Here is a 21,664-nt window from a genome sequence, read left to right as displayed (position 1 = left end):
CCGGCGCGCGCGCCCCGACGGGAGGCGCCGCCCCCGACGGGAGGCGCCGCGGCGCTCACCTCTTCGCCCGCTCCAGCTCGGCCTCCGCGGCCAGGAACACGGGGGATCGCAGGAGCGCGCCCATCAGCCGCAGCGTCTCGCGGGCGTGAGCCGCGGAGACGTCCACCTCGTCCGGATCCGGCGCGGCCAGATCGTACAGCTCGGGGGCGCCCCACTCGAGCGGCAAGACGAGCTTGTAGCGCCCATCGAGCACGCCCACGCGCGCGATCTGCTGCTCCGAGACCGCCGCCGCGAGCAAGGGCAGCCGGCGCGGGGGAGGCTCGGGATCGAGGAAGCCGAGCAGATCCTCGCCGTGGTAGCCGTTCATGGGCGGATCGGGGGTGAGCAGGCGGGCCATCGTCGGCGCCACGTCGATGAGCGAGACGACCTCCTCGACGGCCATGGGCGGGACGCCGGGGACGCGCAGGACCAGCGGCACCCGCAGGAGCGACTCCCACAGGAACGTCGAGTGCGGCCAGTACCCGCGGTAGCCGAGCGCCTCGCCGTGATCCGACACGAAGAGCACGACGGTGCGGTCGGCGAGATCGAGCTCCTCCAGGCCGCGGAGCAGCCGCCCGAAGTGCTCGTCCAGGCTCCGCGCGACCACCCGGTAGCGCCAGTTCCAGCGGCCCTCGTCGGGCACGTGGTAGCGCTCGGCGGCGCCGTCGACGTACGCGCCGTCGAGCTCGTGCCAGTTGTGGACATCGAAGTTGAAGATCCACGCGAAGAACCGCTGCGAGCCGCGCTGGGCGAGCCAGGACAGGACCTGGTCCACCATCGGCCCCGCCGTCGGCCGATCGGCGCCGTAGCCCCAGACCCCCCCGCGGGCGTGGTCGGGCACGCGATACGTCTCGCCGAACGCGAACCCCGGCAGGAGCAGGGAGATGAAGTCCGCCGCCGAGGCGGGGATGAACAGGCTGCTGGGGACCTCCAGGCGCCTGGCCAGGTCCAGCAGGCTGCCCGGGCTGCGCGCCAGGCCGTCGTAGTTGCCGCCGAGCAGCCCGGGCAACGCGCGCAGCGTGTCGGAGCCCGTCGAGTACGCGCGCTCGAACCGCACCGCCTGGCGCGACAGCGCGGCGGCGTTCGGCATCACCTCCTCGTCGTAGGCGACGTCGCTGCGGAGGCTGTCCACGTAGTAGATGAGGACGTTGAAGTCGGCCGCGAGCGCGCGCCCCCCCGAGCCGGCGGCGCCCGCGCCAGGCCGATCGGGCCAGGCCGCGTCCCAGCGGGGGTCGCGCGTCGGCTGGTCGACGTCGTACCGCTCGCGCAGCTCGTCCAGGCGGCTGGCGTGCATCTCGGCGCGGTCCTCGCCGCGCAGGAGGGCCTGCGCCAGCTCGAGGCGGCGCAGCATCCGCCCGACGTAGACGGGGTCCCGGCCCGTGTGCGCCAGCGCCTCGACATGCCAGCCTCGCAGCCAGGGCGACGACGCGAGGGAGAGCGCCCACACCGCGGCGGCCACGGCGGCCGCCCGGATCGCGGCCCGCGCCCGCGCGCGCCGCGCGAGGCGCGTCAGCCCGGAGAAGCAGGCGCACCCGAGCAGCGCCGCCCCGCAGAGCTCCAGGGCCGTGTGCAGGCGCCTGTAGATGGCCACGAGCACGGTGAGGTCCACGATCACGAGCGCCGCCCCGAGGATCGCGAGCGCCGCCGCCGTCGCCGCCGCGGAGCCGCCCGCGCGCCCGGAGGCCGCCGCGCGCAGGGAGCGGCCGTGGACGAGCGCGACCGTGGACGCGGCCAGGCCGACGGCGGCCAGCGTGAGGTAGGGGCCGAGGGCGCCCAGCGCGCCGGCGTGCGCGACGCGCCCGGAGAACGCCCAGAAGGCGGTGCTCGAGAGCGCCGCGACCGCGAGCGACCCGTAGGCCGCCGCCCGCGCGACCTCGGCGGCCCGCGGCGCCCGCCGCTCGAGCGGCGTCGCGAGCAGGCGCACGAGGGTGGCGAGCGCCCACGCGACCAGCCCGGCGCCCGCGCCCACGGCGACGTAGAGGCCCACGGCGGCCCTGAGGTGCCCGGCCAGCGCGACGCCGGCGGCGCCGTGGCGCACGGCGGTATCGGCCGCCACGGCGCCGAGCCCGACCGCGACGCCCGACGACACGCACCGCGCGAGCGCGTCGCCCGATCGCCTGCACCTCGCGGGGAGACGGGCGAGCCGCGGGGCCCGGTGCCGAGCGGCGTGGAGTGATGTCCGAGGCACGCCGCCGCGAGGGTAGAAAACGGCGCCGGCTTCATCAAGCGGCGTCGCCTCCCGGGCCGCGCGCGCTCTCCCTGCTTTCCACGGTGCCGTCCATCGCCCGCCCACCGCGCGCGCCGCGCCGCGCTGTCCGGCGTGCCCCCTCGCCGCCGCGCGTCGAGGTCAGCGAGCGACCCAGTACGCCTGCGTCCAGGCGCGGGACCCGTCCGGCGCCGTCACGCGCGCGCGCACGTACTGCTCGGGGCCGCGGAGCCGGTAGCTCGCGCGGTGGGCCGCGCCCGACATCTCGGCCTCGGCCGTCGCCGGCGCGGCCTCGAGCAGCGCGCCCCACCGATCGATGAACTCGACCATCACGTCGGGAGGATCGACCCAGAGCGTCATCGTGTCCGACGTGACGGCGAGGCGCGTGAGCCTGGGCCCCGACGAGGCGTAGAGTCGACCCGCGCTCAGGGCAGCGCAGATCGCCTCCTGCGACGCCTCCTCGGCGAACACCTCGACCCACCCGGTGCCGGGCGCCACCTGAGGCACGTGCTTGTTGGCGCCGGTGAGCGAGTGCATGTCGTCGACGGCGACCGCGGCGATGGGCTGGCCCGACGACAGCGCCTGCTCCCACTTCTCCTCCGCGGAGGCGTGGGTGGCGTCGCCGTCGCTCCGCACGTGCGGATGACCGCTGAAGATCTCGACGAGCTGCGCGCCCTCGGCGTACGCGATGTCCTCGGCCTCGAGGGCCCAGTGGAAGTTCGGGTGGTTCACGAGCGCCACGCCCCCCTGCGCCAGGATCTCCGACGTCGCCCAGGCGACCGCGGCCCGCGCGGTGCGGAAGGTCCCGCCGCCGATCCGCCGCTTCGTGCAGAGCGCGTTGACGTGCACCGGCTGCCCCGCGGCGGCCATCGTCACCTCCTCGCCGGGGATGACCAGGAGATCCTGCACCTGCGAGGCAGGAGGGCGCGTCACGTCGAGGTAGTTGTTGTGATCCGTCAGCGCGAGGAACTGGTAGCCGTGGTCTCGATACCAGGCGAACACGAGCTGCGCCGGGCTGTCACCGTCGGAACGGGCGGAGTGAGCGTGGAGGTTGCCGCGCTGGAACACGCTGACGTCCAGCCGCTGGACGAAGCTCGGTGACCGGGCCGGCAAGGGATCCCGCGAGATGTCGAGTGGTCCCGCCGGAGCGGCGTCCTGGCTCGTCCCCGCGCGCCAGAGCACCGCCGCGAGCGCGGCCGCGACCGTCGCCGCCGCGGCCCATCGCGCGCGTCGCCGCGCCGTCGCGGGTTTCACCCCCAGGTCGGCCATCCTCGGCGTCGGGTCGGAGCCGCGCGACATGGGGCCTCGGTATAGCACGGGAGGGTGACTTCCTCGAATGGGCCTTCAACGCAGCCGCCACCGCCTGGCTGGCGCTGAAGCGTCGACGGCGCGCTTCTGGCGCAGCGCGCAGCGCGCGGGGCGCAGCGATTTCACCGCGTCTGCAGGCCTTGCGCGGGCGACGCCGGCGTCGCGTCCGTTCCGGGGCGCGTCCGGGGCGCGGGAGCGCGCTGGTCGGCCTTTTGCATGCTCCCTGGAGCGGGCGCAAGGGAGCGGAGCTCGCAGCGACGGCAGGCATGCTCATGCGCGCCGAGGGCGCAAGGAGTCTGTTCGATGAAGCTCAAGAAGAATCGCACCGTCGAGGATTACATGAGCACGGCGGTCATCTCGCTGAAGGAGGCCGACACGATCAGCGCCGCCAATCTCGAGATGAAGCTCGCGGAGATCCGGCATATCCCCGTCGTCGACGCGAAGGGGCGCGTCGTCGGGATCGTCTCCGATCGTGACATGCTCCGCCACGCGAGCAGCCTCGACGGCGAGCCCATCCCGATCGCGTCGATCATGACCCGGCGCGTTCGCACCGTGCGACCGGCGACCCCGGCCGCCGACGCTGCCCAGCTGCTGCTCGATCACAAGATCGGCTGTCTGCCCGTGGTCGGCGACGAGGAGCAGCTCGTCGGGATCATCACCGAGACCGATTTCCTCAGCATCGCCCAGCAGGCGCTCCGAGGCATCGACGTGACCCACGGCGCCGTGGAACGCTAGTCGTCTCCCTGGAGGGGGCGCGACGCGATCCGCGGGAGCAGCTCCGCCTGCAGGGGCGTCCTCGCCGTCGCTCCGCGATCGCGCTCGCGCGCTCCCCGGGCGAGACTGGCCACGTGAGCATCGAGAACATCGACGATCTGCGCGTGCTGGTGGAGACAGCCCGCCGCGGGACGCTGACGGCGGCGGCGCGGGCCCTGGGCGTCACGCCGGCCGCGGCCAGCGCCATGCTCAAGCGGCTGGAGACGCGGCTGGGTGAGCGGCTGTTCGAGCGGTCCACGCGCGCGCTGCGCCTGACGCCGGAGGGCCAGATCCTCCTGGACTACGCCTCCCGCGCGCTCGAGCTCCTGCAGGAAGGCGAGGCGCAGCTCGCGTCGCAACGCCGCTCGCTCGTGGGCACGGTGCGCGTGGCGGCGCCGTCGGATCTCGCGCGCAGCGTGCTCCTGCCCTGGCTCGACGAGTTCGTGGCGGCCCATCCGGGCGTGCGCCTGGCCCTGTCCGTGACCGATCGCGTGCAGGACGTGATGCGCGACGTCGTGGACCTGGCCTTGCGTTACGGCGAGCTCAGCGATTCCCGGCTGGTGGCCCGGGCGCTCTCCACGACCCGCCGCGTTCTCTGCGCTTCCCCCGCGTACCTCGCGCGGCGCGCGCCGCCGCGCTCGCCCGAGGACCTGGCCCAGCACAACTGCCTGACCTTCCACGTCAACCACAAGCGGCACGTGGCCTGGCGCTTCGAGAAGGACGGCGCATGGACCGAGGTGCGCGTCGACGGCGACCGCGACACGGACGACGCGGCCATCGCCCACCAGTGGGCCCTCGCCGGCGCCGGCCTGCTCTACAAATCCGAGCTGGATCTCGTGCACGACCTGCGCGAGGGCCGCCTGGTTCGCCTGCTGCCCGGCTGGCAGGGGGAGCACTATCCGCTGAACGCCCTCCTGCCGAGCCATCGCTTCGTGCCGGCGCGGGTGCGCGCCCTCGTCGACTTCCTCGCGGCGAAGCTGCGCGAGCTCTCGCCTCAGAAGCCCGGCGCGCCCGGCGCCAGGGGCTTGAAGCGATAGACGAGGTAGGGCGCCTTGTTCCTGGCCACCCCGTCGGCCTGGAGCGCGCTGGTGAGGGACAGCTGCGCCGCGCCGGTGTACATCGCGCCATCGCTGTTGAAGGTGACGCCGTCCGGCCAGACCATGTCCGGGGCGCTGACGAGGCGCTCGTATTTGCGGGTGTCGGAGGGGATGACGCCCACGGCGCGCTCGCCGACCTCGGTGAGGTACAGGTTGTCATCCTCGTCGATGGACAGGCCGCCGTTGAACGGCTTGTCCGCGTAGGTCTCCACCTTCGCACCGAGCTGCGCGGCGGTGAGCGACGTGTCCAGAAGGTCGCTCATCCGGATCCGGTACATCGTGTAAGCGTTGAGCGGGGCGAAGTAGAGCCACTCGCGCTTCTTGTCGAGGGCGATGCCGTCGACGCCCACGTACAGGTCGACGGCGCCGCTCGTGGGTCGACCCACGTCCCAGCGGATGGGCTCTTTCAGGGGCATCACGCTGTGATGGCCTTGCAAGAGGCGCCGGCTCTCGCCGGTGGAGAGGTCCACCACCACGAGAGCCGCCTTGTCGCCGACGCCGCCCGAGCCTTCGCCGATGGCCTCATCGGCGATCACGATCACGTCGTGCTTCAGGTCCACGACGAAGTCGTTGTGCTGCGACTCGGTGAGCGTCGCTTCCGGCGAGATGGGTAGGACGCGCTCGAGCTCGTTCTTGTGGGTGTTCCACCCGACGAGCTTGGGCACGAGGCCGGCGGGGCGCCCGGCCGCCTTGTCCGTGGATCTGGCCGAGTCCAGCAGCCACAGGACGCCGTTGCGATCCGTGTGCAGGCCGAGCACCCAGTCCAGGCAGGCGTTGAAGTCCGGTTTCCAGCTGCCGTCGGCGTTCTTGCAGCTTTGCCACTCCATGCTCGGGTACGGTGTCGTGGACTTCCGGTCCGGGTTGAGCAGCGCCACCTGCACCTCGGGATTGTAGAACGGGTGAAAGCCGATGATGACCCGGCCGTCGGGCATCTGGGTGATGCCGCCGACGCCGGTCGCGTCGAGCCGGGCATGGACCTCGAGCGTGGCCTGCGGCGGCCGCGCCGTGCTTGTGCTGTCGCCGCAGGCCGCCGCGCCCGCAGTGAGGGCCGCGCCCGCGGCCAGACTTGCGAGCTTGAGATTGAGATGGGCAAACCGATGCATTCTCGTCTCCTCGTCGTGGTGGTCCTCCATGCTTGAGGAGCGCGCCCTGACGGACAAGCGACGACGCGTGGAAACAGTTTCAGCGTTTCGTTGAAGATGGCTCGACCCGGGCTCCCATCTCATCCCCGGGGGCGACGGCGCCGCTCACGCCGCGCCGGCAAGCGCGCGCGCGAGACCGCCCAGGAGGGCGGCGCCGTCCCCTTCGTACGCCCGGCCGTGCATGCAGGCGAGCAGGCGGGGAGACGTGGCCGCGAGCTTCTCGAGGAGCCCGGGCGCGTCGCGGCCGTGCGCGTAGTAATCGAGCGCTCGGCGCATGGCCTCGCTCGGCTCGAGGATGTCGTCGCGCGTGAGCGCCGGGTGGACGGCGCCGGGCTGCGTGAAGAGATCGCCGCAGAGCAGCGTGGCAGTGGACTCCTCGAACAGGTATCCGCACTCCCAGCCGTGCGGCAGGTGGGGCGCGTCGAGCCAGCGCACCCGGCGCCGGCCCAGGTCGAGGGCCTCGCCGTCCTCGAGCGCCCGCGGCGCGCGGTCGAACAGGTCCCCGTCGACCATCGCGGCGATCCGCCCGCACACCGGCGCCGCCTGCGGGGCGGCGGCGAGGAGCTCGTTCATGGAGCCGCACTCGTCCGACTCGCAGTGGGAGAACGCCACGTAGCGCAGCCGCTCGACCGGCATCACCCGCGCTATCGCCGCGCGCACCGCCGGGAAGAGGCGGCGCGGGCCGGTGTGGAAGAGCAGCGGCGCGTCGTCGACCAGGAGATACTGGTTGAACGAGAACCCAGCTTTGCCCTCCCCCACCGGGGTGTGGAGCTGGTAGATGCCATCGGCCACCTCGGTGACCCGAGCCTCCAGCGATGAATCGGTCATCTGCTCCTCCTCTCCAGCCGTGGTGGACGCCGCTCTGCGACGCGCGGCCAGGCCTCGCGCCGCGGGCGGCGCCTCACGCATCGTCGCACGGATTCAGCGTCCTCCGCCACGGTCGCTCGACGAACTCGCATCCTCAGGCGGACACGGCGCGTCCGAGCAGGCGCTGCCGAAGCTCGGGGTTGCGGATCCAGCCGGTGATCGCGAGCAAAGCGAGCACGATGACCAGCGGCAGGTATTCCGGAAGCGTGAAGCCGCGGGTCATGTTCGTGGCCAGAGCGGGGCGGCGGATCACGGGGCGACCGACTCGGACCCCGGCGAGCAGTCCCCCGCGAGCGAGCTGCAGGTGAGCCGGTTCTGCATGAAGCTCACCCGCCGCGGGATCTCGACCTGCTTGACGAAGCTCGAGAGGACCCCGGTTCCGTCGGGGCCGGGCGTCGCGAACGGCGCCACGTGATAGAAGGTGGCGAGCTGCTCGGTCTCGGCGTTGTGGCACCCGTTGCAGGTCTGGCCGGCGAACGCGTGGCGCAGCGGCTCGTCCGTGTTCGAGAAGGCCCACGTCGTGGCGGAGGGGACGATGTTGCCCTCCGCCTCGCCCCCGAGGAACCGAGGGTCGAGCGGCGTGACGCCGGCGATGATCCCGGTGCGGTTCGCGAGCAGGAAGGCCTCGAGGCCCGGGTCGCCGTTGAGCTGCTGGTCCGGCGTCTGCGCGGCCTCGACGAGCCGCAGGAACGCGCGGTAGCCGGTCGGCTCCGGCACGAGGTGGAACTCCCGCCACGACCAGGGGGCGCCCATCAGGTCCTCGCTCGTGCGGAGCTGGCCGAGCGCGCTGGCGTTGGGGTTGCCCGGCGTGCTGCGCGCGGCGCCGCGCTGCGTGAACAGGTCGGTGATCTCCTGGAGCTCCGCGTTGTACTGGGGGCCGAAGGCGTGCTGCCCCAGCGCGTGGAACCGGGTGATCCAGTTATGCCGGTCCGTCACGACCGAGTTGTTCGGCAGGCGGTACTCGAAGATCACCGTCATCCCGCCGATGAAGTGGTTTGGCGGGATGATGCCGAACACGAGCCGCGCCTCGCCGCTGCCGTCCGCGTGCAGGTCGGTCCGGTTGAAGATGCCGCGGAGCTGAAACGGCGCCTGCGCGAGGTCGAGCTTGCCATCCGGCCGCGTCGGCCAGAGGTTCAGCAGCGACGTCGTCGCCCGCGTCGACGTGGGATAACCGTTGACCGTCAGCGGCTGGAGCCCCTCGAGCCACTCCGCGACGAAGTCCGCGGGATCGACGCCGGAGGGGGTCATCTGCTCGATCAGGTACCGGAAGCTCCACGGCCCGCCCGTCGCGTTCGAGGCGCGCGCGTCCTGGGTGACCGAGGGGTCGATGATCGCGATCTCCTTGTAGGGGTCGACCGCGGGCCCCGCGCCGCAGGCGCCGGCACAGGTGAAGTTCTGGATCTGGTCGGCCGAGACGTTGCCCAGGTCGACCGAGCTCGGCGTGATCGTCGCGCTCGGCTTCGAGGGGGTGAGCGTATAGGACCCCACGGGCAAGCTGGTGAAGAGGAAGTTGCCGTGGCTGTCGGTGACGGTTGACACGGTCACGGGACCGGTGAGCTGCACGGTGACGCCGCTCATGCCCGCGTTCGACGCGTCGTTGCCGACGTGCCCTGCGATCGCGACCGAGCCGCCCAGCGCCGCCTCGTCGCTGTCGAACGAACGTTGCTCCTCCGGCGGCTCGGCTCCGCAGGACGTGGCGGTGAGGGCGGCGAACGCAAGCAGGCGGGCGGTGAGGCGGCGAGACCTGGTTTCCATCGACAAGGATCCTTTCACGACAGGAGAAGACGCGCGCGGCTGCGCGCGCCCGATTCTGCGCCGTGAAGGAGGCTGGGCGATGGATCGTTAAAACGATTTCACATTAATTCACGGATACATCACGAGGAGGTACGTCGGCGCGCGCCCCACGAACGTCTTGTCGTGAGCGGTGGGAGGCCACGACGGAAGCGCCGCGCTGAGCTCGGCGGGCGGGATCCGCGGCGGCGTCCGAGCCTCAGGCGAGCGCTTCAGCGATGAGGCCCGAGGCCGTCGCTCGATGACGATGGAGGAGATCTGGTCCAGCGGTGTCGGTGCAAGCGTGTTGAGCGAGTTGTCCGTCACGTCGGGAATGACGCCATCGAAGCCGGCACCGCCGAGCAACACCGCCTCCTCCCCGTCGGTACTCTGGACCGTTTCATCCGGATGCAAAAATCCGCTCCCGCGGTTGCTCCGGGATGCACCACAAAAAAAGCGAGTGAACGCCTCGATGTGGTGACCGAAAGCCAGCACCTCATCCCACCTACCCGTCGAGCTCTGGAAGCGGTGATCTCGGACGTTCCGTGGCGGCGGCTCAGCGGCCCCTCGGTTGCTGCGTGATCCGCGACCAGCTCACCCGCGCCACGCTCTGGCAGCGTCGGCGTCGGTGTTCGGCTTTTTATCGATTGGCTTGAAAGGCGAGTACTACAATGAGAGGCATTGCGTACGGGACCATGGCCCTGGTCGTGGCGGGAGCCCTGAGTGCGTGCAGCGGGTCCGAGTCGGGCGACGACGGTTCTGGTGGCGCTCCGAATGCAGGCGGCGCATCGGGGCAGGCGTCCGGCGGCGCGTCGGGGCAGGCGTCCGGCGGCGCGTCGGGGCAGACGTCCGGCGGCTCGTCGGGGCAGACGTCCGGCGGCTCGGCGGGGCAGACGTCCGGCGGCTCGGCGGAGACGTCCAGCGGCTCGTCGGGGCAGACGTCCAGCGGCGCGTCGGGCGGGGGAGCACCCGGCACGGGCGGCACCGACAATCCAGGCGACTCGATCTGCGGTGTGACGCCGGCCGCCGCGACTGGCCACGTCAGGCTGGAGAACCTGTGCCGCGGCGTGGTCGCCGTGCGGTCGGGCGAAGGCAACTTCATCAGCTGGCGCTTGATGGGCTACGAGGATCCCGGGATCGGGTTCAACGTCTACCGCGACGGCACCAAGGTGAACGACACGCCCATCACCAGCTCGACCAACTACCTCGACTCGGGGGCCCCCGGGAGCGCAAAGTACACTGTCCGCGCCGTGATCGATGGCGCGGAGCAGGGCGACTCCGCCAACACGCGTGACGGGGAATCGGGCACACCCACGTGGGAGCGAAACTATCTCACCATCCCGCTCCGAACGCCCGACGGTTACGAAGCCGGGGACGCCTCTCCGGGCGATCTCGACGGCGACGGCGACTACGAGCTCGTGGTCAAGGAGCAGAACACCCCGCGCGATCCGTCGCAAGACGGCCGCACCGGTCAGCCCAAGCTCGCGGCCTACGACACCGACGGCACCTTCCTGTGGCGCATCGATCTGGGCATCAACATCCGCGAGAGCGAGCACACCACGCCCTTCGTCGTGTACGACCTCGACGGCGATGGTCGCGCCGAGATCGCCGTCAAGACCGCGCCCGGCACACGCGATGGGAAGGGAGCGTTCCTGCACACCGGTCCCGCCGCCGACGATGACGACTCGCGAGACTACCGCAACGGTGCGGGCAAGATCATGAGCGGGCCGGAATATCTCACGATTTTCAGCGGCGTCGACGGCTCGGAGCTCGCGACCATCGCGTACCACGCCCCCATCACGAGCGGCAGCTTCGGCGACAACAACGGCAACCGCTCGGATCGCTACAACGCCACGCTGGCGTTCCTCGATGACTCGGGCCAACCCAGCGTCGTCATGCAGCGGGGCTACTACGCCCGGACGACGTTCGGCGCGTACAACTACCGCGACGGGAAGCTGAGCCTCATGTGGAGCTTCGATTCGTCCGCGAGCGGCAACGGCGCTTACGCCGGCAAGGGCGTTCACAGCGTCATGGCGGCGGATACGGACGGCGACCTGAGGCAGGAGATCATCCCTGGCGCCGCGACGATCGGCCCCGACGGCAAGGGCAAGTGCGCCGTCAACTTCTACGGACACGGCGACGCGCTTCACATCGCCGACCTGGTCCCCTCGCGCCCCGGGCTCGAGGTGTTTCAGCCGACCGAATCTGACGGCGTGCCCTCGTACTTCGTCCGGGATGCGGAGACCTGCGAGATCCTGTGGCGCGGCCCGAACAGCGACGGCGAGGGACCGGGCCGCGGCGCTGCCGACGACATCTCTCCCGACAACCCCGGAGGTGAGGCCTGGACCAACACCGCCGGCCTGTTCGATGCGGAGAGCGGTCGCAACATCGGGGCCCGTCCCCGCCAGGTGAACTTCCTGGTCTGGTGGGACGGCGACGAGAGCCGCGAGCTGCTCGACGGCAACACCGTCACGAACTTCGACGGCGAAGGTCGGGGCTTCACCGCGAACGGCTGCACCTCGATCAACGGCACCAAATCGGTGCCGACGCTCAGCGCCGATCTGTTCGGCGACTGGCGCGAGGAGGTCGTGTTCCTGTGCGGCGACAGCCTGCGCATCTACACCACCGATCAGATCACCGAGCGCCGCATCTACACGCTGATGCACGATCCGCAGTACCGCGCCAACGTGTCGGCGCAGAACGCGACGTACAACCAGCCGCCGCACACCAGCTTCCACATCGGCGACGGCATGAGGGAGCCCCCCAGACCCGACATCACGGTGCGGTGATGCCGGCGTGCGATCGTGCGGCCGATGGGGCGCTCTCCCCCCCGGTCCGATCGGAGGAGCCCAGGGTGCCGTTGCGGCTGCCGAGATCCACGAGGGCGCGGAAGGCGTTGACCGGGCGCCCGGCCGCTGGGACGTTCGTGACCGAATGATCACCCCCGATGCTCCCCCCGGCTCTCCCACCGCGCCCGCGCAGCTCCGGCCCGCGGGGCTCGTGCCGCTCGAACGCCCCGGCTTCGGCGCGGGCCTCAAGGCCATGCTGGGCGGCTACGGTTACCTCTTTCGCACGCCGGACCTCTGGCCGCTCGCGCTCGTCCCCACGGGCCTCGCGCTCGTGCTCACGGTCGCGCTCGCCGTCGCCGGCGTGAAGCTCGCGCCGTCGCTCGTCGAGCTGATCGTGAAGGAGCCGGGGGCGGGGGCGCTCTGGACCGCGCTCATGGTCGTGCTGCGGATCCTCTCGCTCGCGGTGGTGCTCGTGGCCGCCCTCGCCGTCTCGTTCGGGCTCGCGAAGCCGCTCTCGGGGCCCGCGCTGGAGCGGATGGTGCGCAGGGCCGAGGCCGACCTCGGGGCGCCCGCGTGGCCGGAGGTCGGCTTCTTCGCCGACATGTGGCGCGCGCTGCAGTCGTCGCTCGTGGCGCTCGCCTTCACGCTCCCGATCCTCATCGTCCTCGGCGTCGTGGGCCTCCTCTTCGCGCCGGCGAGCGTCGTCGTCGTCCCGCTTCAGCTCGCGGTGACGGCGCTCGCGGGGGCCTGGGACCTCTGCGATTGCCCGCTGTCGATCCGCGGCGTGCCCGTGGCGGCGCGGATCGCCTTCGTGCGCCGGAACCTCGCCGCGGTGATGGGCTTCGGCTTCGGCCTCGCGCTGCTCTCGTTCTTGCCTTGCTCGCTGCTCATCGTGCTCCCGGCCGGCATCCTCGGCGCGGCTCGGCTCGTCGTCACGCTGGAGCAATGGGAGGCCACGAAGCGAGCGCCGCGCTGAGCTCGGGCGGGCGGCGCGCGTCCGTCGTTGCCACGGGCCGCTCGAGCCGACGGGCGCGCCGTTGACGATGGCGAGTCAGCTCGCCGAGGGCTGGCCCGCGGCGGAGTCCGCGCCGCGGGCGAGCGCTTCAGCGATGAGGCCCGAGGCCGTCACTCGATGACGATGGAGGAGATCTGGTCGTTCGTCGCGCCCAGGGCTGGCGCGTCGGAGGTGTACTGCACCGACGTACCCGTGAACCCCGCGTCGTGGTACACAGTGACCGTGTAGCCGGCGGGCACCTGGATCGAGGAAATCCAGTCGTTCGCGACCGCGCGAGCGCGCAGGTCGATCAGGTCGTACTCCCCGCGGTCGAGCATGACCGCCCTGCCGCCGAAGCCGGCGTGCTCGTACACGGTGATGCCCGAGGTGGCAGGCGGCGGAGCGTTGCCGTTCGAGTACTGTTGCCACAGGGTCTCCAGGTCGTGGCCCGTCAGGTCGACCCACGTGGCGCTCGAGTACGGCCCGGCACGCAGGATGTCGTCGAGCGCGTCGACCACCGGCGGCAGCCCCACGCGGTACGTCGCGTCCATCCACTTGAAGAAGGCGGCCGCCTCACCGTAGCCGAAGAGGTAATGCGACCCGTACGTCCACCCGCTCGGGATGGACCATCCGGCGTCGCCGTTCCTGAGCCCGTAGGCGTCACGCGCGTAGTCGGCGCCCCCCTCGATGATCCAGCCGGGGACCCCGCTCACGTACCCGAGCTGGACGACGTGCATGATCTCGTGCACGACAACGTCCGTGCCCAGCGGGTTGTCGAGCATGAACTGCCGGTTGTAGAACGTGTTGGTGTCGGACGCCCAGGCGACGCCCGGCGTGTTGGTGATGTGCAGGCCCACCGTGGTGGCCGCGGCCGGGTTGAAGCGCTGCACGAGCTGCGGGTACACGGCGTGGAACGTGCACATCATGTCCTCGAGGATGACGCTGTCGAAGCCCGGGACGGTGGTGACGTCGAGGGTGTAGGGGCTGTCGTCGTCGCAGGCCGGATCGGGGATGCCCCCCTCGAAGTTGAGGTTGTCGAGCACGGTGAGCGCGCCGTCGTCGCTCGGCAGGCTCAGCGCCAGCGTGATCCGGAGATCCGAGTAGCTCTGTTGAAGCGCGCTCTGGAGGTAGGCGGGAACGTCGAACGAGAGCGTGCTCCACGTGTTGGCCGACACCTTCTCCAGCGAGGCCAGGTCCACCCAGGCCCTGTTCAAGTTCAGCGTCGGGCTACTCAAGTACATATGCACCTGACCCCAGGGCGCGACCTCGGGGATCCGGATGTCGAGCGTGATCTCGTCCGTGACGCCCGAGAGGGTGGAGAGCGGCGAAGAGGTCAGCTCCGCGTACATGAAGTCGCGCACCCCGAGCGCGGCCGCGCCCTCCGTGTGGTCCGCCGAGGACTCGAGGGTCCCGGCCGACGCCGTCCACTCGGTCACGTTCTCGAACCCGAAGACCGAGTCCTGCGTCAGCGCGAGCTCGGCTGTCTCGACCGGGTCCTCTTCCTGAGGCTCCCCGGCAACGGCGCAGGCGCTCAGCGCCCAGCACGTCAGCAGAAGACTCCCTCGGCCCAGCAGCTTGTGTGTGGTGTGGTGAATCGATCGTAGCATATTCCTCGATGCGCGCGTGTAGGGGCGCGCCCGCGCGGGCGAATCGCTGAATCTCGCTCTCGCTGCGAGCGCGCCAGGACGGGGCCATCGCGCCAGGCTCCCGCCAGCCAATCAATGCTGCCAGGGATCGTCGGTTCAAGCGCGGTTTACACTAATCAAGCGCTGTTTACACTTGTTCACACGATCGCCGTCGCGCTCCGGCGTGGTCGACATGCTCCGCCGAGCGGGGAGGGGGGATCCGCCGCAGAAGCGCGCTCCGCCGATGGCTTGAATGGAGACCTGTCATGGATGACCGGCGATGTCTGCGCGAGGTCATCGAGCGGGCGGCGGTAGACCGACGCGGACGCTACGACGCTTATGTGCGCGCGGCCTGCCGCTGCATCTCGGCGAACCCGGCCGCGGCCTCCTGGACGTCGGCGGGGAAGTCCGAGAACTCCTGCACCTGGCGGATCTCGATCACGCCGTCGTCCGAGCAGGGGCAGCGCGACGCCCACGCGATCGCCTCTTCCTTCGACTTCACGTCGATCATCCAGTAGCCGCCGAGCACCTCCTTCGCCTCGGCGAACGGCCCGTCGGTCACCTGGGGTTTCCCCCCGGGGAACGCGATGCGCGCGCCCATCGAGGGCGGGTGGAGGCCGTCGAGGGCGAGCAGCACGCCGGCCTTCTGGAGGGATTCGTTGTACTTCATCATCGCGGCGACGGCCTTCGCGTCCGGCATGGTGCCCGGCGCTGCGCTCTCGTACCCCCTCGGGATCATCAGCATCATGAACCGCATGGTCGTGTCTCCTTCTCTCGCTGGAAGCTCGGCTTCGGGGCGGTCGCGGCGGGGGTGAGCCCCGCCTCGATGGGACGACGAACGGGGGCGCGCGCGATCGACACGCCACGCGACTTTTTTTCGGAAAGCGTCGCCGCGCCCCGAGGCCGCGCCCCGGCGCCGACGGCGCCCCTCACCCGGCGCGGCGATGGAGCCGGGGCGCCGAGCCCTCGAGCGCGGTCACCAGGCGCTCCGCGGCGTCGGCCGACGCGCGCCGGTACGCGATCCGCCAGGGACGGCGCAGCGGGCCGGACGACAGCCGCTTCACCGCGAGGTCGCCGCCGTCGAGGTACCCGTCCGCCATCCACTCCGAGAGGACCGCGATCCCCATGCCGGCGCGCGCCGCGTCGATCACGGCCTCGGTGAGCGGAAAGCGCAGGAACTCGAGCCTGGGCTTCCGGCGGCCGAAGACGGTCGTCATGAACCAGCGCGCCTCGGCCGGCGGCGTGTTCGACGTGATCAGCGGGCTCTGCCGCAGGTGGTCGCGCGTGATCGACGCCCGCGCGGCGAGCGGGTGCGCGGTCGACACGACGAAGACGACCTCGTCCGAGAAGAGCGGCCGCTCCACGAGCGCGGCGCGCGCCTCGCGGGCGGCCGGCAGCGCCGCGGTGGTGAGCAGCGCCACGTCGATGTCGCCCCGGGCGAGCGCGCCGACCGGATCCTGGGTGTGCTCCACGGCGAGCTCCACCTCGAGGCGGGGCAGCCTGCGCCGGAGGTTCGCCATGGCCGAGGGCAGCCAGCGGTAGGCCGTGTAGCACTCGCACACGAGGCGGACGCGCGTCGTCGCGGCGGCCGGCGCCGCGACCTCCCGCTCGAGCTCCCGGAGCTGCGCGAGCACGAGCCCGGCGCCCGCGATGAGCCGCTCTCCCGCCGCCGTCGGCGTGACCCCGCGCGCGGTGCGCTCGAACAGGCGCGCGCCGATCCGCTCCTCGGCCAGGGCGAGCGCCCGGCTCACGGCGGACTGCGTGATGTGCATCGCCGACGCGGCGCCCGCCGTGGTGCCGGCGGCCGCGAGCGCGAGGGCGAGCTCCAGATCGCGGACCTCGAGCTGGGGCCGCGGCGCGAGCGATGAGGGCGCAGGCAGATCGGTTATGCGTGACACGCATCGATCCTATCACGACGATGCGTTGGACGCACAGGCCAGGGAGAGGCACGTTCGTCGTCGTCAGGAGGTGCTGCTCATGAAGCTCTATTTCTCCCCGCTCGCATGCTCTCTCGCCTCGCGCATCGCCCTCTACGAGGCGGGCGCCGAGGCCTCGTTCGTCGAGGTCGACCCGAAGACGAAGCGAACCGAGGACGGCGCGGATTTCCGCGCGATCCACCCGCTCGGCCTCGTGCCCGCGCTCGAGGTCGAGGGCGGCGAGCTCGTCACCGAGAACGCGGCGATCTTGCAGCTCATCGCGGACCGGTATCCGGAGGCCGAGCTCGCGCCGCCGGATCCGCTCGGTCGGGCGCGGCTCCGGCAGTGGCTCTCGTTCATCGGGACGGAGCTCCACAAGGCGCTTTACGTGCCGCTCCTGGACAGGGCGGCGCCGGCCGAGGCGAAGTCCTATGCGCTCGCGAAGGCCGACGCGCGCCTCGGCTGGGTGGCCGGGCGGCTCGCTGGGCGGGAGTTCCTGCTCGACCGCTTCTCGGTGGCGGACGCCTACCTCTTCACGGTGCTCAACTGGTCGCAGGTCACGCCCGTCGACCTGAAGACCTGGCCGGCGCTCCCCGCGTACCACGCGCGTCTCCAGCAGCGCCCGGCCGTCGCGCGCGCCTTCGCCGAGGAGCGGGCGCGCTACGCCCGGGAGATCGAGCGGCACGCGAAGGCCGCTCCTGCGCGCGCGTGATCTTCGAGAACGACGGCATCGAGCTGCTCTGAGCTCGCGCGCCCCAAGATCAAGCGTTGCGGGGCTACCTTCGTCCGGTGTTGCCTATTGATCTGGAGCGGTGAATTCCTGCTCTTGCTTGAGAATGGATACGTGTTGATTTATACGGACATGTCTCGGTCGGCGCCGCCAAGGGGGGACGCGGCGCTGGGACGAGCTTCATTACGCGACACCGCAGAAGGAGATCTGTGTATGCAATGGCGATCAGCTCTGCTCGGCGCATTCGTGTGTGCATCCATCTTCACTCCCGGCTGCTACGCGCCGGACGAGGGCGCCGCCGAGGTCGTCGGCGAGGCGGCCGCGCCGCAGCTCGATCCGGACGGCAGGGCCTGGCGGCTCTTCACGCTGAAGCTCGGCGGGATGCCGTTCGCCAGGACGCTGGTCATCGGCGACGCGAACGTCGGCAATTACAGCGCGGCGACCGAATACTGGTACGTGAACACGCAGGCGCTCTCGGCGCTCGGATCCGAGAACCTCGTGCTGTCTCATGTCAGCGGCGAGAGCTCACCGCCCCAGCAGAGCGGCGCTCAGACCTTCGCATTGCCCAGGGACGTGGCCTGGGCGCCGTTCTCGGGCGATCCGGTGAGCGGCGGAGCCCTCTACAAGCAGGGCAACGTCTACCTCCGCATCACCAAGAACGCGAACGGGCTCACGCGGCTCACGTGGTATCAGATCCTCCCGATCGGCGCTCCGGCCGATAACATCGTGCCTTCCGGGACGTTCACGCCGGTCGCGGGGAAAGTGACCGTGCCGGGCGGGCACACGGGCTTCTACATCGATCAGGGGATCCAGTAGCCCCGCCGCGGGACGCGCTGGCGCCGGTTCAACCCCCGCCGCCGGCGCCCTGGGTCGGGAGGCCGAGCAGGTAGAGCTTCCTGGCCTTCCCGCGGATCACGCCCTTCTCCCACCGGTAGCCCTCGTCGCCGAGGCCCTGCAGCAGCTCGTCCAGGTCGCCGAGCGTGTAGGTCCTCGCGTTCGAGACCGCGCCGTCCCACGCGAAGCACAGGGGGATGATCGGGACGAGGTAGGTGAAGACGAGCTGCCGCGCGGTCATGGGCCTCGCCAGCGGCGTGATGAGCAGGCACATCACGAAGCTGACCGGCAGCGCCGTCCACCAGAGGAAGCGCGGGAAGCTGTTGTCGCTGATCTCGAAGATGCAGATCGGCTGCCTGCTCCGCTGGGCCGACTCCAGGATCTTCCTTGCGACGTCCGGCTTCATGTGATGGAAGCTGCTGACCATCGTCCGGAGCCCCGCCGTCTCGCCGTCCACCTTCGTGGCGTCCAGCGGGTCGAGCCGGTACGAGACGTTGCTCCCTTCCTGGCCGTTGATGCGCTGAGCGGCTTCCGTGTTGGGGTACAGATCGGTCAGCGTCAGCGTGACCTGATCGAGCCCAGGCTTCGTGTTCAGGGTCCGCAGGACGTCGGGCATCGGCCCGCCGCTCCCGGAGCACAGGTCGATGATGCGCGACGCGCCCGACGCCGTGAGCGCCCTGGCGATCAGCTCGGCCAGCTCCTCGCTCGATCCCAGCGCCCTGTGCATGGTCACGATCAGGCGCGTCATGCAGGTCCGCAGCCAGCCCGGGAACCAGGGGAAGTCTTCCAGCTCGAAGAGGTGAATGCGCTTCATCTCGTCTCCCGGAATCCGGCGTTGTGCCCGTCCTTGTCCGGCTCGTCCACCGTACCCAAACGCGGAACCATGAGGTTTGAAAATGAACATGCCGTGAGCCGCGCGCCGGGCGCCGGCGCTGCGCGCGCCCGCGCCATGACCGGGCGAGGCGCTTCACCGTGTCGGAGCGCCGGGGACCGCCCCCGCGAGCGGCGTCACTGGGCCGCGCAGGTCTTGCGGAGGGCGCGCGCCCTGTCGATGCACGCCGCGAGGGCGTCCTCGGCCGGCTCGTCCGGGCACGCGGCCTCGAAGGCGCGGATGGCGTCGCGGAGCCCCCGCACGGCGGGGCTGCCGACACCCAGGTCGAGCTTGCGCTTGTCGTCCTCGTCGTCGTCGCCACCGGCGAGCAGGAGCGTCCCGACCACCGCCCCCACGACGACGACCCCGGTGAGGACACCCACCACGATGACCCCTGTCTTGCCCTCCACGTCCGGCGGCTCCGCGTCCGGGAGCGACGGTGAGCCCGGCGGCGGCAGCGGCGGCGCCTCGAGGCCCGCCGCCAGCACCGTGGTGGCGACGCCCCCCGCGAGCCCGAGGCCGCCGATGACGAGGCTCGACAGCGTGAGCGCGCTCGGCCCCGCCCCCACCTCGGCGCGCGCGCTCGCGCTCACGCTCGCCGACAGGCGCGCCTGCGCCGCGTTGCACACGGCGTAGGCGTCGAGGCGGTGGATCTCGAGCGACGCACGCGGCGCGGTCTCGGGCGGCAGCTTCGCCGCGAGGATGATGTCGTCCGCCGAGCGCCGGAGCGTGATCGGCTCGGGCGCGGCCGCGGCCTCCGGCGCGGCCGCGGGTCGCGTGGAAGCCTTGCCGCAGCCGGCCAGTCCACACGCGATGATCAGGAGCGTTGTGCAGGAGAGGGCGTGATCGCGTCGCAGGGGCATGACACCACGCTACGCCGAAAGACCGCAGCTTCGTCGAGCGAAATCGATGTCATCGCGGGCAGGCGGGCTGAGCGTGGGATGACGACGCGGCGTGTACGGCGCGCGGAGGAGCTCGAGGAGCGATGTAGGTGGGCCCTTTGACGGTGTTGAGCGTGAGCTTCACCGCATGTCCGATGACGTCGCTCGTGAGCGCGATGAGGGCGGGCTCCTCCCTGGTGAGCTTCTCGGCGTCGATGCGGTAGAGCGAGCCCGCGCTCCGGGGCATCCACAGGTTGCCGGCCTCGTCGATGGAGGGATCGGTCATGAGCGCGAGCTCGTCGATGTCGAAGGGTGCGCGCGACGCCCACGGCGAGGAGGCCCTTGAACGGCGAGGTCCTCAACACCCCTCCGGGCCCGCCGGGCCTCCCTTGCCCTTGCCGAGCTTGCGATACCCCGGGTGAACGCCGGCCGTGAGCCCTTGCTCGGCCGCGATCCGCCCGAGGAGCGCCGCGAGCTGCGCCTGCTCCGCGTCGTCGAGCGCCGCGCAGAGCGCCTGCCGGTGCTCCTCTGCGACGCGCCCGATCCGCTGCACCATCTCCTGCCCCGCCCCGGTGAGGTGGAGCGCGTAGGAGCGGCGGTCCTCCGGGCTGCTCCGCCGCTCCAGGAGCCCGCGCTCCTCCAGCGCGTCCAGCAGGACGACCAGCCGGCTCGGGAACATGCCGAGCCGCTCGCTCAGCGCCGCCTGGCTGATGCCGTTCGCCTGGCCGATCGCGCGCAGGATGCCGGCGTGCGGCGGGAGCAGCTGCAGCGGCGCCAGCCGCTCGGCGAACCGCGCCGCGGCGTGAGCCCCCACCTGCGCGAGCAGGAACGCCAGCTCCGCGCCGGGGGGCGAGGGCGGGTCAGACGATCGCCCCGAGGTCATCCGTGCTTCTCCCAGATAGTTATCTACATGAATGATTCATGGAGTTAACTATGTTGCCTGGGTCCCGGGTGTCGAGCCGGAGCCCTTCGTCCGCGCTGGTGCGGGCCAGGGAGGGCGGGAAGCGCCGGCGCGCCTGCTGGATCTCACGGGAGGAACCCTATGACGGACTCCAACGACCCGAAAGCAGCAAGCGGCAGCGTCCACAGGGCTCCGAACCCCGGCGCCGTCGCGGCGGTGTTCACGCTGCTCTTCCTCGCGAGCCTCGTGCCCGTCACGCTCCTCGCGGGTGACACGCACTTCCCGTCTCCGCTGCAGGCGCCCGGCGAGGTGGTGGCCTATTTCCGGGGCGACGTCGGGGCCAGGGTGCGCCTCTGCGCCTTCCTGCAGTTCTCCGCGGCGATCCCGCTCGGCGTCCTCTCGGCCACGCTGGTGAGCCGCCTGCGGTTCCACGGCTCGAGCGCCGCTGGCCCCTCGATCGCGTGGTTCGGCGGCCTGGCCGCCTCGACGGCGATGGCGCTCTCCGCGCTGATCCAGTGGTCGCTCGCGCTGCCTGGCATCGCGGACGACGCGGCGCTCACGCGCGGGCTGCACTTCATGATCTTCGCCGTCGGGGGCCCTGGCACCACGGTGCCGCTCGGCCTGCTCGTCGCGGGGATCTCCGTCCCCGCGCTCGTCATGGGGCTCCTGCCTCGCTGGCTCGCCGTGTCCGGCCTGGCGCTGGCGGCGGTCGGCGAGCTCAGCGCCTTGAGCCTCGTCGTCCCGGGGGCGTTGTTCCTCATCCCGCTCACGCGGTTTCCCGGCTTCGTCTGGCTCATCGTGGCGGGCTTCCTGCTGCCGCGCGCGCGGCGAGGCGAGGTGCCGCCGGCCGGGATCACCGATCGTCGCCCCGCGGATCGCGGCGTCCAGGGCGGGGCAGGGGATCTCTCCCCGACGCCCGGCTGACGTCCCGGCTGCGCGAA

At 71.4% G+C, this 21,664-nt stretch carries 21 protein-coding genes; 7 read left to right on the top strand and 14 right to left on the bottom strand.

Translation table 11 applies throughout. The features are described 5' to 3' along the window. Positions 1–55: 55 nt before the first annotated feature. Both WME76_RS22540 and WME76_RS22535 read right to left on the bottom strand, forming a co-directional pair. Entirely contained in the window at positions 56–2,128 is a 2,073-nt protein-coding gene (locus WME76_RS22540; RefSeq protein ID WP_437954354.1) for a sulfatase-like hydrolase/transferase, read from the bottom strand. A 258-nt stretch (positions 2,129–2,386) separates the two neighbouring features. Continuing rightward, the gene (locus tag WME76_RS22535; protein ID WP_437954353.1) at positions 2,387–3,499 is read right to left on the bottom strand and encodes a CehA/McbA family metallohydrolase; all 1,113 of its coding nucleotides are present in this window, start codon (positions 3,497–3,499) and stop codon (positions 2,387–2,389) included. Positions 3,500–3,856: 357 nt separating this feature from the next. Here WME76_RS22535 and WME76_RS22530 point away from each other — a divergent pair, with 357 nt between their 5' ends. Together WME76_RS22530 and WME76_RS22525 are read left to right on the top strand one after the other, a co-directional pair. Next, positions 3,857–4,288 (top strand): CBS domain-containing protein, encoded by a 432-nt coding sequence (locus tag WME76_RS22530; RefSeq protein ID WP_437954352.1) that lies wholly within the window; start codon positions 3,857–3,859, stop codon positions 4,286–4,288. A 113-nt stretch (positions 4,289–4,401) separates the two neighbouring features. Further along, positions 4,402–5,343, top strand: coding sequence for a LysR family transcriptional regulator (locus WME76_RS22525; protein ID WP_437954351.1), 942 nt, complete (start codon positions 4,402–4,404; stop codon positions 5,341–5,343). Here WME76_RS22525 and WME76_RS22520 read toward each other — a convergent pair. The 5 genes from WME76_RS22520 to WME76_RS22500 all read right to left on the bottom strand — a co-directional run bounded on the left by WME76_RS22520 (position 5,301) and on the right by WME76_RS22500 (position 9,677). Further along, positions 5,301–6,506 (bottom strand): L-dopachrome tautomerase-related protein, encoded by a 1,206-nt coding sequence (locus tag WME76_RS22520; protein ID WP_437954350.1) that lies wholly within the window; start codon positions 6,504–6,506, stop codon positions 5,301–5,303. The two genes, WME76_RS22525 and WME76_RS22520, sit on opposite strands and share 43 nt — an antisense overlap. A gap of 144 nt (positions 6,507–6,650) precedes the next feature. Continuing rightward, entirely contained in the window at positions 6,651–7,373 is a 723-nt protein-coding gene (locus WME76_RS22515) for an MBL fold metallo-hydrolase (RefSeq protein ID WP_437954349.1), read from the bottom strand. Between the two features lie 133 nt (positions 7,374–7,506). Further along, positions 7,507–7,665: a hypothetical protein gene (locus WME76_RS22510; RefSeq protein ID WP_437954348.1), complete on the bottom strand. Its 159-nt coding sequence runs from the start codon at positions 7,663–7,665 to the stop codon at positions 7,507–7,509. Then, positions 7,662–9,167, bottom strand: a complete 1,506-nt coding sequence (locus WME76_RS22505; protein ID WP_437954347.1) for a carboxypeptidase-like regulatory domain-containing protein — start codon at positions 9,165–9,167, stop codon at positions 7,662–7,664. The genes WME76_RS22510 and WME76_RS22505 overlap by 4 nt, the downstream gene beginning before the upstream one ends. Positions 9,168–9,275: 108 nt before the next feature. Further along, the gene (locus tag WME76_RS22500) at positions 9,276–9,677 is read right to left on the bottom strand and encodes a hypothetical protein (protein ID WP_437954346.1); all 402 of its coding nucleotides are present in this window, start codon (positions 9,675–9,677) and stop codon (positions 9,276–9,278) included. 176 nt (positions 9,678–9,853) lie between these two features. On the opposite strand from WME76_RS22500, the gene WME76_RS22495 reads away from it, so the two are divergent. Further along, entirely contained in the window at positions 9,854–11,971 is a 2,118-nt protein-coding gene (locus tag WME76_RS22495; RefSeq protein ID WP_437954345.1) for a rhamnogalacturonan lyase, read from the top strand. 145 nt (positions 11,972–12,116) lie between these two features. Continuing rightward, positions 12,117–12,947, top strand: a complete 831-nt coding sequence (locus WME76_RS22490; protein ID WP_437954344.1) for an EI24 domain-containing protein — start codon at positions 12,117–12,119, stop codon at positions 12,945–12,947. Between the two features lie 149 nt (positions 12,948–13,096). On the opposite strand, the gene WME76_RS22485 is transcribed toward WME76_RS22490, so the two are convergent. The 3 genes from WME76_RS22485 to WME76_RS22475 all read right to left on the bottom strand — a co-directional run bounded on the left by WME76_RS22485 (position 13,097) and on the right by WME76_RS22475 (position 16,488). Beyond that, positions 13,097–14,572, bottom strand: a complete 1,476-nt coding sequence (locus tag WME76_RS22485) for a basic secretory protein-like protein (RefSeq protein WP_437954343.1) — start codon at positions 14,570–14,572, stop codon at positions 13,097–13,099. A 355-nt stretch (positions 14,573–14,927) separates the two neighbouring features. Further along, on the bottom strand, positions 14,928–15,347 hold the full coding sequence (locus tag WME76_RS22480) for a YciI family protein (protein ID WP_437954342.1): 420 nt from the start codon (positions 15,345–15,347) through the stop codon (positions 14,928–14,930). A 172-nt stretch (positions 15,348–15,519) separates the two neighbouring features. After that, positions 15,520–16,488, bottom strand: coding sequence for a LysR family transcriptional regulator (locus WME76_RS22475; protein WP_437954341.1), 969 nt, complete (start codon positions 16,486–16,488; stop codon positions 15,520–15,522). A gap of 79 nt (positions 16,489–16,567) precedes the next feature. Here WME76_RS22475 and WME76_RS22470 point away from each other — a divergent pair, with 79 nt between their 5' ends. Continuing rightward, positions 16,568–17,218 carry a glutathione binding-like protein gene (locus tag WME76_RS22470; RefSeq protein WP_437954340.1) on the top strand — a complete coding sequence of 217 codons (651 nt, stop codon included), beginning with the start codon at positions 16,568–16,570 and terminating at the stop codon, positions 17,216–17,218. 231 nt (positions 17,219–17,449) lie between these two features. Beyond that, entirely contained in the window at positions 17,450–18,052 is a 603-nt protein-coding gene (locus tag WME76_RS22465; RefSeq protein WP_437954339.1) for a hypothetical protein, read from the top strand. 28 nt (positions 18,053–18,080) lie between these two features. On the opposite strand, the gene WME76_RS22460 is transcribed toward WME76_RS22465, so the two are convergent. From WME76_RS22460 to WME76_RS22445, 4 genes are all read right to left on the bottom strand, one after another. Continuing rightward, complete coding sequence (locus WME76_RS22460; protein WP_437954338.1) at positions 18,081–18,884, bottom strand: hypothetical protein; 804 nt, start codon at positions 18,882–18,884, stop codon at positions 18,081–18,083. 194 nt (positions 18,885–19,078) lie between these two features. Further along, a complete protein-coding gene (locus WME76_RS22455; RefSeq protein ID WP_437954337.1) occupies positions 19,079–19,804 on the bottom strand; it encodes a transcriptional regulator in 726 nt (241 codons plus the stop codon). Positions 19,805–19,853: 49 nt separating this feature from the next. Then, positions 19,854–20,108: a hypothetical protein gene (locus WME76_RS22450; protein WP_437954336.1), complete on the bottom strand. Its 255-nt coding sequence runs from the start codon at positions 20,106–20,108 to the stop codon at positions 19,854–19,856. A 72-nt stretch (positions 20,109–20,180) separates the two neighbouring features. Then, positions 20,181–20,705: a MarR family winged helix-turn-helix transcriptional regulator gene (locus WME76_RS22445; RefSeq protein ID WP_437954335.1), complete on the bottom strand. Its 525-nt coding sequence runs from the start codon at positions 20,703–20,705 to the stop codon at positions 20,181–20,183. A 159-nt stretch (positions 20,706–20,864) separates the two neighbouring features. On the opposite strand from WME76_RS22445, the gene WME76_RS22440 reads away from it, so the two are divergent. Further along, positions 20,865–21,647 (top strand): hypothetical protein, encoded by a 783-nt coding sequence (locus tag WME76_RS22440; RefSeq protein WP_437954334.1) that lies wholly within the window; start codon positions 20,865–20,867, stop codon positions 21,645–21,647. Positions 21,648–21,664 lie beyond the last annotated feature (17 nt).

Origin of the sequence: Sorangium sp. So ce119 (genome assembly GCF_051524405.1) — a bacterium.
In the GTDB taxonomy this organism is placed as follows: domain Bacteria; phylum Myxococcota_A; class Polyangia; order Polyangiales; family Polyangiaceae; genus Sorangium; species Sorangium cellulosum_G.
The sequence above is the reverse complement of the archived record's forward strand: the minus strand, read 5'-3'. Positions and strand labels throughout refer to the sequence as shown.

What these genes read in the sequence shown, in the direction of transcription:
- WME76_RS22530 (WP_437954352.1), top strand. Translation starts at nt 3,857, where the DNA reads ATGAAGCTCAAGAAGAATCGCACCGTCGAGGATTACATGAGCACGGCG.
- WME76_RS22520 (WP_437954350.1), bottom strand. Translation starts at nt 6,506, where the DNA reads ATGCATCGGTTTGCCCATCTCAATCTCAAGCTCGCAAGTCTGGCCGCG.
- WME76_RS22515 (WP_437954349.1), bottom strand. Translation starts at nt 7,373, where the DNA reads ATGACCGATTCATCGCTGGAGGCTCGGGTCACCGAGGTGGCCGATGGC.
- WME76_RS22505 (WP_437954347.1), bottom strand. Translation starts at nt 9,167, where the DNA reads ATGGAAACCAGGTCTCGCCGCCTCACCGCCCGCCTGCTTGCGTTCGCC.
- WME76_RS22495 (WP_437954345.1), top strand. Translation starts at nt 9,854, where the DNA reads ATGAGAGGCATTGCGTACGGGACCATGGCCCTGGTCGTGGCGGGAGCC.
- WME76_RS22490 (WP_437954344.1), top strand. Translation starts at nt 12,117, where the DNA reads ATGATCACCCCCGATGCTCCCCCCGGCTCTCCCACCGCGCCCGCGCAG.
- WME76_RS22485 (WP_437954343.1), bottom strand. Translation starts at nt 14,572, where the DNA reads ATGCTACGATCGATTCACCACACCACACACAAGCTGCTGGGCCGAGGG.
- WME76_RS22480 (WP_437954342.1), bottom strand. Translation starts at nt 15,347, where the DNA reads ATGCGGTTCATGATGCTGATGATCCCGAGGGGGTACGAGAGCGCAGCG.
- WME76_RS22470 (WP_437954340.1), top strand. Translation starts at nt 16,568, where the DNA reads ATGAAGCTCTATTTCTCCCCGCTCGCATGCTCTCTCGCCTCGCGCATC.
- WME76_RS22465 (WP_437954339.1), top strand. Translation starts at nt 17,450, where the DNA reads ATGCAATGGCGATCAGCTCTGCTCGGCGCATTCGTGTGTGCATCCATC.
- WME76_RS22460 (WP_437954338.1), bottom strand. Translation starts at nt 18,884, where the DNA reads ATGAAGCGCATTCACCTCTTCGAGCTGGAAGACTTCCCCTGGTTCCCG.
- WME76_RS22455 (WP_437954337.1), bottom strand. Translation starts at nt 19,804, where the DNA reads ATGCCCCTGCGACGCGATCACGCCCTCTCCTGCACAACGCTCCTGATC.
- WME76_RS22450 (WP_437954336.1), bottom strand. Translation starts at nt 20,108, where the DNA reads ATGACCGATCCCTCCATCGACGAGGCCGGCAACCTGTGGATGCCCCGG.
- WME76_RS22445 (WP_437954335.1), bottom strand. Translation starts at nt 20,705, where the DNA reads ATGACCTCGGGGCGATCGTCTGACCCGCCCTCGCCCCCCGGCGCGGAG.
- WME76_RS22440 (WP_437954334.1), top strand. Translation starts at nt 20,865, where the DNA reads ATGACGGACTCCAACGACCCGAAAGCAGCAAGCGGCAGCGTCCACAGG.